The organism is Mesorhizobium sp. M4B.F.Ca.ET.089.01.1.1, from assembly GCF_004022605.1.
GTDB lineage: Bacteria > Pseudomonadota > Alphaproteobacteria > Rhizobiales > Rhizobiaceae > Mesorhizobium > Mesorhizobium abyssinicae.
The window spans coordinates 1-10,368 of the sequence record NZ_RZOS01000190.1 but is presented as its reverse complement, the minus strand read 5'-3'; the positions used below and the strand labels follow the sequence as shown (position 1 = coordinate 10,368).

Here is a 10,368-nt window from a genome sequence, read left to right as displayed (position 1 = left end):
GGCGGGAACGCCAGCCTTCCGCCATCTGCGAACGGCGCAACTGCATGGCTAAATCGCGCGTCCAGTTCATCTGCCAGAATTGCGGATCGGTGCACCAGCGCTGGGCAGGCAAGTGCGATGCCTGCGGCGAGTGGAACACGCTGGTCGAGGAAGGCACCTCCGGCGGCATCGGCTCGGGACCGGCCAACACCCGCAACGCCCGCAAGGGGCGCGCCGTGGTGCTGACCAGCCTGTCGGGCGACATCGAGGACGCGCCGCGCATCGTCTCCGGCATCGGCGAGCTCGACCGCGCCACCGGCGGCGGCTTCGTGCGCGGCTCGGCGCTGCTGGTGGGCGGCGATCCCGGCATCGGCAAGTCGACGCTGCTGACGCAAGCCGCCGCCGCGCTTGCCTCGAGGGGACACCGCATCGTCTATGTCTCCGGCGAGGAAGCCGTTGCCCAGATCCGGCTGCGCGCCCAGCGCCTCGGCGTCGCCTCGACGCCGGTCGAGCTCGCCGCCGAGACCAATGTTGAGGACATCCTGGCAACCATCGCCGACGGCAAGCGGCCCGACCTCGTCATCCTCGATTCCATCCAGACGCTGTGGACCGACCTCGCCGATTCGGCGCCCGGCACCGTCACCCAGGTGCGCGCGGCAGCGCAGGCGATGATCCGCTACGCCAAATCCACCGGTGCTGCGATCGTGCTGGTCGGCCATGTCACCAAGGAAGGCCAGATCGCCGGCCCGCGCGTCGTCGAGCACATGGTCGACGGCGTGCTTTATTTCGAGGGCGAAGGCGGCCACCACTACCGCATCCTGCGCACGGTGAAGAACCGCTTCGGCCCGACCGACGAGATCGGCGTGTTCGAGATGTCGGACAAGGGCCTGCGCGAGGTCGCCAACCCGTCAGAACTCTTTCTCGGCGAGCGTCATGCGAAGTCGCCGGGTGCCGCCGTTTTCGCCGGCATGGAGGGCACGCGCCCGGTGCTGGTCGAGATCCAGGCGCTGGTGGCGCCGTCTTCGCTGGGCACGCCGCGCCGCGCCGTGGTCGGCTGGGACGGCGCGCGGCTGTCGATGGTGCTTGCCGTGCTCGAAGCCCATTGCGGCGTGCGCTTCGGCCAGCATGATGTCTATCTCAACGTCGCCGGCGGCTACCGGATCAGCGAGCCGGCTGCCGATCTGGCGGTCGCCGCCGCCCTGGTTTCCTCGCTCACCGGTCTTGCCCTTCCCGCCGATTGCGTCTATTTCGGCGAGATCAGCCTGTCGGGTGCGGTGAGGCCGGTTGCGCATGCGCAGCAGCGCCTCAAAGAGGCCGAAAAGCTGGGTTTCGGTAGTGCGGTCCTGCCCTTGGGCAGCGAGGAACTTGTCGGTGGCAATGGCGCTGGGGGGATCGGGGCCGGCGCTTTCCAGCCCACCGAGCTTGCCGACCTCGTGGCGCGTATAGCCGGCTCACGGCGCAGGCGCGCCGAGGAGCAAGAATGACGCGGCTCGTCGAGCGGTAAAGACATCGAGCGCTGAAGACATGGAGTGGGGCGAAGGACATGCCGATTACGCTGCTTGACGGAATTCTCGTCGGCTTCACCCTGGTCTCGGCGATGCTCGCCATGGTGCGCGGCTTCTCGCGCGAGGTGCTGTCCATCGTCTCCTGGGTGGCGGCGGCCGCGGCGGCCTTCTTCTTCTACAAGCCGGTGCTGCCCTACGTTCAGCCCTATGTCGACAACGACAAGATCGCCATGGCGGCGGCGGCCGGCGTCGTCTTCGTCATCGCGCTGATCGTCGTTTCGGTCATCACCATGAAGCTCGCCGACTGGATCATCGATTCCCGTATCGGCGCGCTCGATCGCACACTCGGCTTCCTCTACGGCGCGGCGCGCGGCGTCCTGGTGGTCGCGGTGGCGCTCTTGTTCTTCAACTGGCTGGCCGGCGCCAAGGCGCCCGGCTGGGTTGCCAACGCCAAGTCGCGGCCGCTGCTGGAGACGATCGGCGCCAAGCTCGAAAGCCTGCTGCCCGAGAACACTGAAGACCTCGTCAACAAGTACACTCACAAGGGTGCGCCCGCGACCGAGACGCCGGTGGCACCCGGCGCGACGACCGATCAGCCGGCGGCCGAACCGCCGGCAAACGGCGACGATGCCGATGCGCCGGCCGACGACAGCGAAGGCGAAGCGCCCGCCGACAACGCGCCGGCTCCGGCTCCCGCCACGCCGGCGCCGGCAAACTGATCCCGGTCAAACGGGCGCCCGCGGCAAGGCGGGCGCTTCCCCGGGATTGACGTTGGTGTGAACGCCGCAAGGCATGCGTTGCTTTCGACGAGCGATCGCCTTATATGGCGATTTTAGCGGAGCTTGAGCCCCCATGGCAGTTTCGAAGGCAGACGCAGGCGACGTGCTTTCCGCCGAGGCCGACGACCATTTCCACGACGAGTGCGGCGTGTTCGGCATTTTCGGCCGGCAGGATGCGGCGGCGATCGTCACACTCGGCTTGCACGCGCTGCAGCATCGCGGCCAGGAAGCCGCCGGCATCGTCTCCTATGACGGCAGCCAGTTCCATGTCGAACGCCATGTCGGCCTGATCGGCGACACCTTCACCAAGCAGCGCGTCATCGACAGCCTGCAGGGCAACCGCGCCATCGGCCACACGCGCTACGCCACCACAGGCGGCGCCGGCCTGCGCAACATCCAGCCCTTCTTCGCCGAGCTCGCCGAGGGTGGCCTCGCCGTCGCCCATAACGGCAACCTCACCAATGCGCTGACCGTGCAGCGCGCGCTGCAGAAGCAGGGCTCGATCTTTTCCTCGACCTCCGACACCGAAACGCTGCTGCACCTGGTCGCCACCAGCAAGGAGCGTGACCTGAATTCGCGCTTCATCGACGCGGTGCGCCAGGTCGAAGGCGCCTTCTCGCTTGTCGCCATGACGGCCAAGAAGATGATCGGCTGCCGCGATCCGCTGGGCATCCGCCCGCTCGTGCTGGGCGACCTCGATGGCGCCTGGATCCTCGCCTCCGAGACCTGCGCGCTCGACATCATCGGCGCCCGCTTCGTGCGCGACCTGAAGCCCGGCGAGATGGTCGTCATCACCTCCAAGGGCATTGAGAGCCTGTTCCCGTTCGAACCGCAGAAGACCCGCTTCTGCATCTTCGAATATGTCTACTTCGCGCGGCCGGATTCCTCGGTCGAGGGCCGCAACGTCTATGAGGTGCGCAAGCGCATCGGCGCCGAGCTGGCGCAGGAAAACCCGGTCGAGGCCGACATCGTGGTGCCCGTACCGGATTCCGGTACGCCGGCCGCGATCGGTTTCTCCCAGGCCGCCGGCATCCCCTTCGAGCTCGGCATCATCCGCAACCACTATGTCGGCCGCACCTTCATCCAGCCCGGCGATTCGATCCGCCACATGGGCGTCAAGCTCAAGCACAACGCCAACCGCCGCATGATCGAGGGCAAGCGCGTGGTTCTGGTCGACGATTCCATCGTGCGCGGCACCACCAGCCAGAAGATCGTGCAGATGGTGCGCGACGCCGGCGCCAAGGAAGTGCATATGCGCATCGCCTCGCCGCCGACCAGCGCGTCGTGCTTCTATGGCGTCGACACGCCGGAGAAGTCGAAGCTGCTCGCCTCGCGCATGTCGGTCGAGGAGATGGCGGAGTTCATCCGTGTCGATTCGCTCGGCTTCCTGTCGATCGACGGGCTTTACCGCGCCGTCGGCGAGGCCGGGCGCGACAACGACCAGCCGCAGTTCTGCGACGCCTGCTTCACCGGCCAGTACCCGACCCGCCTGCTCGACTTCGAAGGCCACGACAATGTGCGCACGCTGTCGCTGCTGGCGACAAGCGGGGCGTAGGCCGGACCACCTCACGGAAGCTCTCGCATGACCCTCGACCTCTCCGGCCGCCTGGCGGTCGTCACCGGCGCTTCGCGCGGCATCGGCTATTTCATGGCCAAGGAACTGGCTGCCGCCGGCGCGCATGTGATCGCGGTGGCACGCACCGTCGGCGGGCTCGAGGAGCTCGACGATGCGATCAAGGCCGAGCACGCCAGGACCGGCAAGGGCGAGGCCACGCTGGTGCCGCTCGACCTTGCCGACATGGCCGGCATCGACCGGCTGGGCGGCGCCATTCACGAGCGCTGGGGCAAGCTCGACATCCTCGTGGCGAACGCCGCCGTGCTCGGCGTCATCACGCCGATCGGCCATGTCGAGGCCAAGACGTTCGAGAAGGTGATGACCATCAACGTCACCTCGACCTGGCGGCTGATCCGTTCGGTCGACCCGCTGCTGCGCCTGTCCGACGCCGGCCGCGCCATCATCATGTCCTCCAACGCGGCGCACTCGGCACGCGCCTTCTGGGCGCCCTACGCTGCCTCCAAGGCGGCGGTCGAGACGATGATGCGCTCCTGGGCGCATGAGACGCAGAGCCTGCCGCTCAGGGTCAACGCGGCCGATCCCGGCGCCACCCGCACCGCCATGCGCGCGCAGGTCGCGCCGGGCGAGGATCCGGAGACCTTGCCGCATCCGTCCGAGATCGCCAGGCGTATCGTGCCGCTGGCCAGCCCGGAGCTGAAGGAAACCGGCCTGATCTTCCAGGCCAAGCACAACCGCTTCGTCGCCTACCGGCAACCGGAATAAACCGAGTTCGAGACGGATTAAATACGCCTGCGGCAACGTTCTTCGAATGTAGAACATTCGAAACCGGAGGACCGCCATGCGTAGACTTATTCTCGTTGCCGCCACCGCACTTGCCGCCGTTACCGCCGGCGCGGCGCTGTCGCAAGACGCAAAGATGAGTTTCTTCGTCACCAGCGTCGGCTCCGGGAAGGGCGCCGATCTCGGTGGGCTGAAAGGCGCCGACGCGCACTGCGCGTCGCTTGCGGAGGCAGCCGGCGTCAAGGGCAAGACCTGGCATGCCTATCTGTCGACCAGCGCCGAGGATGCGCGCGACCGCATCGGCAAGGGTCCGTGGGTCAACGCCAAGGGCGTCAAGATCGCCGACGATGTCGCCTCGCTGCATGGCGATGCCAACGCCATCAGCAAGGAGACGGCGCTCAATGAAAAGGGCGAGGTGGTCAACGGCCGCGGCGACAAGCCGAACCGCCATGACGTGCTGACCGGCTCGAAACCCGACGGCACGAAGATCGCCGACCAGACCTGCGGCGACTGGACGATGAGCGGCGCGGAGGGGGTGGCCATGATGGGCCATCACGACCGCACCGGGCTCGACGATTCGGCAGCCGCCAAGTCATGGAATTCCTCGCATGCCTCGCGTGGCGGCTGCAGCCAGGAGGCGCTGAAGGGCACCGGCGGCGACGGCCTGTTCTATTGCTTCGCCGTCGAATGACCGCTGGAGAGCGGGGCTGACATCACGCGGCTGTGATGTCGCGCGCATGCACCGCAGGCCGGGCGAGCTTTCACCGCTCGCCCGGAGTTGCTAGGATCGGCCGACTCTCCCACACCAACATAGTGAGGAATTCCCATGGCTGCTCCCAGCGTAGCATTGGTCTGGTATCTGGTGATCGCCGGCCCACAGGGCGGCATGGTGGTGCTGCCCAGCACCTTCGACACCCGCGAACAGTGCACCAACGCCGTCACCGAATACCAGAAGCAGCCGACCCCTCAGGGATGGGCGGTGCAGTGCGTGCCGAGCGCCTCGCCGTTCACCGACGAAGGGGATGCCGAAGAGCCTTCGGCACAGTAGCTTCAGCGCCGTGCGCTGACCGTCAGTTGCGGCTTGTTGCTGATGGTCTGGAACACCACACAATAGCGTTCGGTGAGTTTGAGCAGCGAATCGATACGCTCCTGCGGCTCGTCGGTGTCGAGATCGAAACTGAGCCGGATTTCGCGGAAGCCGACCGGTGCGTCCCTGGCGACGCCCAGCGTGCCGCGAAAGTCGAGATCCCCCTCCGCCTGCACGGTGGCATTGCCAAGCTTGAACTCCAGCGCCGTCGCCACCGCCTTCAGGGTAACGCCGGCGCAAGCGACCAGCGCCTCCAGCAGCATGTCGCCGGAGCAGAGCTCGAGCCCGGAGCCGCCGGTCGCCGGATGAAGGCCGGCGATGGCCAGCGCCCTGCCCGTCTCGACCTTGCAGGCGATCGACTGGTCGTCGACCGAGCCCCTTGCCCTAAGCGTGATCAGCGCGCGCGAGGCATCCTCTCGATAGGCGTCCTTCAGCGGCGCCTGCATGGCCTTGAGTGCGGTCGCGTCCATTTGCGCTCCTTTCGATATTCTTTGGTGGTTGATAGCACATTATTCCAGCTTGGGTTCCTTTCCCCCGCCCTAGGCGAGGCGAGGAACCCAAGTGTCGAGACGCCCCCTTTGACTTCGACAGGCTCAGCCATACCTATGCGGAAGTCGTTCCCGCGGAGGCGTCATGCGGTTCAAGCTGAAACTCGTTCCCCTCGCCCTGCTGTTGCTTGCCGCGTTCGCGCCGGCTGGTCTCGCCGAAACGCCGGAACGGCCGGCGCCCGCGGGCGGCGTGCTGTCGCTCCTGCCACAGCCGCAGACGACGAACCACTCGATCACCATCGCCGGGCGCAAGCTGGACTATCAGGCTAAGGCCGCCACCCTGTCGCTGCTCTCCGGCAAGGGCGATGTCACAGCCGAGATCTTCTACGTCGCCTACACGCTGCGGCCATCGGAGGGCGAGGCGAAGGCTGCCCCTCGCCCCATCACCTTCGTGTTCAACGGCGGGCCGGGCGCGGCCTCCGCCTATCTGCATCTCGGCGCGCTCGGGCCGCGCGTCGTCATGACCGGTGCAGCTGGAGAATTCCTGCCCTCACCGCAAAAGCTCATCGACAATCCCGACAGCTGGCTCGACATGACCGACCTCGTCTTCGTCGATCCGGTCGGGACCGGCTACAGCCGCGAGGCGCCCGGCCAGGACACGCACGATTTCTGGGGCGTCAGCCAGGACGCCAGCTCGATCGGCGCCTTCATCCGGCTCTATCTCGCCCAGAACGGCCGCACCGGGTCGCCGCTTTTCCTTGCCGGGGAAAGCTATGGCGGGTTCCGTGCGGCGCTGCTTGCCCGCACGCTGCAGGAGGATGTCGGCATCAGCCCGAACGGCATCGTGCTGATCTCTCCGGCGCTGGAGTTCATGCTAGTGCAGCCGGACGAATTCGAGCCGCTGCACTGGGCGCTCGAACTGCCCTCGCTGGCGGCGGTGCGCCTCAGCAGCGAAGGCGTCAGCGGGGATGCGTTGCGGGAAAGGCTCGCCGAGGTCGAGCATTATGCCATGGGCGACTACCTCACCGCTTTGACCAGCGGGCTGGAACAAGGCGGAAAGCTGGCGAGCCAGCGCGTGGCTGATATCACCGGACTGCCGCTCGAGCTCGTCCAGCACAATTTCGCCCGCGTCCCGACCGGCCTGTTCGCGCGAGAATTCGCCCGCGCCAAAGGCAAGGTGCTGAGCCCGTATGACGGCATGATCGGCACGGCCGACATCGCGCCAGAGAGCGGACGCATCGCAGGACCCGATCCCGTGCTCGACCGCAGTGTGCCGGCGCTGACCTCGGCCTTCGTCGGCTATGTCCGCGACGAGCTCAATTTCCACACCGACATCAGCTACCGGCTGCTCAATGGCGAGGTCACCCACAATTGGGACTACGGCACCTCGCGGCAAGGCTATGCCGGCGTGATGGATGATCTGCAGCGGGCGCGTTCACTCAACCCCGCGCTCGGCGTCGTGATCGTCAACGGCTACACCGACCTCGTCACGCCCTATCTCGCCTCGCGTTATCTGGTGAATCAGGTTCCGCCGCTTTCCGACGCAAAGCCTATCCGCCTCGATGTCGTCGAGGGCGGCCACATGATGTATTTCAGGGCGGACGGAAGGCGAGCGCTGAAGGAGGCGGCCGCGGAGCTTTATCAGGCAACGCAGTGAGGCCTGCGGCTCACGAACAGGTTTCGCTGCCGGCCGTTGACGGACGGCGCCCGGAAAGGGCTTCGACCGCGTCTTCGATGCCGACAGGCTGCCTCTCGACGTCCTCCAGATACAGTCGCCCGCTTACGATCCGATCGTCGACGATCTCGAACAGGGTGACCCCGCGCACCTCGAAGGGTTTTCCGTCGCGGCGAGTGCCGGACCAATGCCATTCGGTCCAGGTCGTGTCGCCGTCCCGGACCGAGCGCATGACCGTCGCATGGAAGTCAGGTATCCCTGCGAACATGGCCTCCCAGTTGGCGCGCATCTGGTCGCGGCCGATGAAGGCTCTGCCCGGGTGCGTCGGCTGTTCGCTTCGATAGTTCTCGTGGATGAGAGCGGCGACAGCGTCGAGCTGATGCGCGTTCATCGCCCTCACCAGTCGATCGATCACGTCAGTCATCGAAGCTTCCGGACCTATGCAGCGCACGCATTGGCGCGCCTCTCCATAGTCCACTGCCGGGGTCAGCCGCGCCGATCAATCCGCGAGTTGCAAAATTACCTGAACGGGCGATGACCGTCCAGCATTGCAAGACGTCGAACATCCGTGTGCCGCAAGCGTCAGGTGAATGCAGGCCGCCAGGCCTGTGCCCCAACGCAAGGCCGGAGCTGGCGTAGCGCCGTGCGGGCCATCGCCCGTATAGGCTGATCCTGTTGGGCCAAGGGGTTTGGCTCAATGCAAGCAACGTCCGCAAAGCGGTGCCGCATGGCCGATGTCGCCATTCTCGATAGCCGCGAAAGGGTGCTGGCCGGCATCCTCCTGACCGGCGGCGCCTATTTCCTGTTTTCGGCGCAGGACGCAGCGATCAAGCTGCTGGTCGTCGGCATCAGCGTCTGGCAGATCATGTTCTTCCGCTCGGTCACCATCCTTGCCGCCTGCGCGGCGATCGGCGGGCGGCGCCTGTTCACCGATACTGCGCGCTCGCCCATCGTGCGGCCGATGCTGGTGCGCAGCGCCTTCACGCTGGCGGCCTGGCTTTGCTACTACAATGCCGCCCGCACCCTGCAGCTCGCCGAGCTCACCACCATCTACTATGCCGCTCCGATCATCGTCACCGTGCTGTCGGTGTTCATGCTTGGCGAGAAGGTGCCGCTGCTGCGCTGGCTGGCGGTGCTGATCGGCTTTGCCGGCGTATTCGTCGCCTGCGATCCGACCCATCTCGGCATCTCGCTGCCGATGGTCCTGGTGCTGGCCGCGGCCCTGCTTTGGGGCATCGCCGTCGTGCTTTTGCGCAAGATAGCGATGCAGGAGCGCACGACGATCCAGCTCGTGCTCAACAATTTCTACTTCCTGCTCTTCTCCGTGGCGCCGGCGCTGATCTGGTGGCGGACGCCCGACGGCGGCCAGTTGCTGCTTCTGGCCAGCGTCGGTGCGCTCGGCGGCATGGCGCAGTATCTTCTGTTCGAAGGCATGAAAAGGGCGCCGGTGTCGATCGTGGCGCCGTTCGAGTACACGTCGCTGGTCTGGGCCTTCGCGCTCGGCTTCGCCATCTGGGGCGACGTGCCGCGCCGCGAGGTGTTCCTTGGGGCGGCGCTGATCGTCGCCGCCGGCCTGCTCGTCATCGGCAACGAGCATTTCCGCAAACGGCTCTAGCATGACAACTGACGGAACCATGCCGGTAGGGCGACGTAGACTGAGGACATGACCGATTCCCTCGAGATGACTGATACATTGGCCGATGGCGCGACGAGCGCCGCCGAGCGAACCTTGGGCATCGTCCTGGTGTCGGCTTCCGCCGTCGTGTTCGGCCTCACCGGCGTGCTGACAAAATCGATCCACGCCGATCCGCTGACGATCACCTGCTGGCGCGGTTTCGTCGGCTCGATCCTGATCACGCTTTATGTGCTGTGGCGGCGGCGCCGCTCCGGCGGGCGCGAAAGCCTGCGGCTCGGCTGGCGCGGCTGGCTGCTGGCGCTGGAAGGCGCAGCCGCCAGCATCGCCTTCATCGCGGCGTTCAAATTCACCTATGTCGCCAATGTCGCCGTCATCTACGCGACCTCGCCTTTCATCGCCGCATTGCTCGCCTTCCTGCTGGTGCGGGAAAAATTCCGGCTGCAGACGATGCTTGCCGCCGCCGTGTCGCTGTGCGGCGTCGGCATCATGGTGTGGTCGGGCTTCGGCACCGGCCATCTCTTCGGCGATGGGCTGGCGCTGCTGATGACAACCGGCAGCGCGCTCTACATGATCATGGTGCGCGCCTTCCGCGACACGCAAGTTGTGTGGGCTGGCGCGGTGTCGGCCTTCCTTCTGTTCGTCCTCGGCTGGTTCGTCACAGATCCGCTGGCGGTCTCGGCACGGGATGCGCTGCTGCTGGCCACGTTCGGCGGCTCCTTCGCGCTGGCGTCGATCCTGTGGACGGAAGGTTCGCGGCTGATCCCGGCGTCCGAATCAGGCCTGCTCGGCTCGGCCGAAGTGCCGTTCGCGATCGCGTTCGCTTTCCTGTTCCTCGGCGAGATCCCGCCGGCCGCCAGCATAAT

The 10,368-nt window shown here is 66.4% G+C and carries 11 protein-coding genes; 9 read left to right on the top strand and 2 right to left on the bottom strand.

Translation table 11 applies throughout. The features are described 5' to 3' along the window. Positions 1 to 44: 44 nt before the first annotated feature. From radA to EN780_RS18480, 6 genes are all read left to right on the top strand, one after another. Complete coding sequence (gene radA / locus EN780_RS18505; protein WP_128274939.1) at positions 45 to 1,463, top strand: DNA repair protein RadA; 1,419 nt, start codon at positions 45 to 47, stop codon at positions 1,461 to 1,463. A 59-nt stretch (positions 1,464 to 1,522) separates the two neighbouring features. Then, positions 1,523 to 2,203, top strand: coding sequence for a CvpA family protein (locus EN780_RS18500; RefSeq protein ID WP_128274938.1), 681 nt, complete (start codon positions 1,523 to 1,525; stop codon positions 2,201 to 2,203). 133 nt (positions 2,204 to 2,336) lie between these two features. Beyond that, the gene (gene purF, locus EN780_RS18495) at positions 2,337 to 3,818 is read left to right on the top strand and encodes an amidophosphoribosyltransferase (protein ID WP_127287302.1); all 1,482 of its coding nucleotides are present in this window, start codon (positions 2,337 to 2,339) and stop codon (positions 3,816 to 3,818) included. Positions 3,819 to 3,845: 27 nt separating this feature from the next. Then, positions 3,846 to 4,601, top strand: coding sequence for an SDR family NAD(P)-dependent oxidoreductase (locus tag EN780_RS18490; protein WP_128274937.1), 756 nt, complete (start codon positions 3,846 to 3,848; stop codon positions 4,599 to 4,601). A gap of 76 nt (positions 4,602 to 4,677) precedes the next feature. Beyond that, a complete protein-coding gene (locus tag EN780_RS18485) occupies positions 4,678 to 5,310 on the top strand; it encodes a hypothetical protein (protein ID WP_127286732.1) in 633 nt (210 codons plus the stop codon). A 135-nt stretch (positions 5,311 to 5,445) separates the two neighbouring features. Then, positions 5,446 to 5,667 carry a hypothetical protein gene (locus tag EN780_RS18480; protein ID WP_127286733.1) on the top strand — a complete coding sequence of 74 codons (222 nt, stop codon included), beginning with the start codon at positions 5,446 to 5,448 and terminating at the stop codon, positions 5,665 to 5,667. Positions 5,668 to 5,669: 2 nt separating this feature from the next. Here the strand turns inward: EN780_RS18480 and EN780_RS18475 are convergent, their stop codons facing one another. After that, positions 5,670 to 6,176, bottom strand: coding sequence for an OsmC family protein (locus EN780_RS18475; protein WP_127286734.1), 507 nt, complete (start codon positions 6,174 to 6,176; stop codon positions 5,670 to 5,672). Between the two features lie 163 nt (positions 6,177 to 6,339). Here EN780_RS18475 and EN780_RS18470 point away from each other — a divergent pair, with 163 nt between their 5' ends. Beyond that, positions 6,340 to 7,851: a peptidase S10 gene (locus tag EN780_RS18470; RefSeq protein ID WP_127311709.1), complete on the top strand. Its 1,512-nt coding sequence runs from the start codon at positions 6,340 to 6,342 to the stop codon at positions 7,849 to 7,851. A gap of 10 nt (positions 7,852 to 7,861) precedes the next feature. Here the strand turns inward: EN780_RS18470 and EN780_RS18465 are convergent, their stop codons facing one another. Beyond that, positions 7,862 to 8,293: a nuclear transport factor 2 family protein gene (locus EN780_RS18465; protein WP_128274936.1), complete on the bottom strand. Its 432-nt coding sequence runs from the start codon at positions 8,291 to 8,293 to the stop codon at positions 7,862 to 7,864. Positions 8,294 to 8,596: 303 nt separating this feature from the next. Between EN780_RS18465 and EN780_RS18460 the strand changes: the two genes are divergently transcribed. Both EN780_RS18460 and EN780_RS18455 read left to right on the top strand, forming a co-directional pair. Continuing rightward, complete coding sequence (locus tag EN780_RS18460) at positions 8,597 to 9,484, top strand: DMT family transporter (protein WP_127286737.1); 888 nt, start codon at positions 8,597 to 8,599, stop codon at positions 9,482 to 9,484. Positions 9,485 to 9,532: 48 nt separating this feature from the next. Then, a partial coding sequence (locus EN780_RS18455; protein ID WP_245500014.1) for a DMT family transporter occupies positions 9,533 to 10,368 on the top strand: 836 nt, incomplete at its 3' end.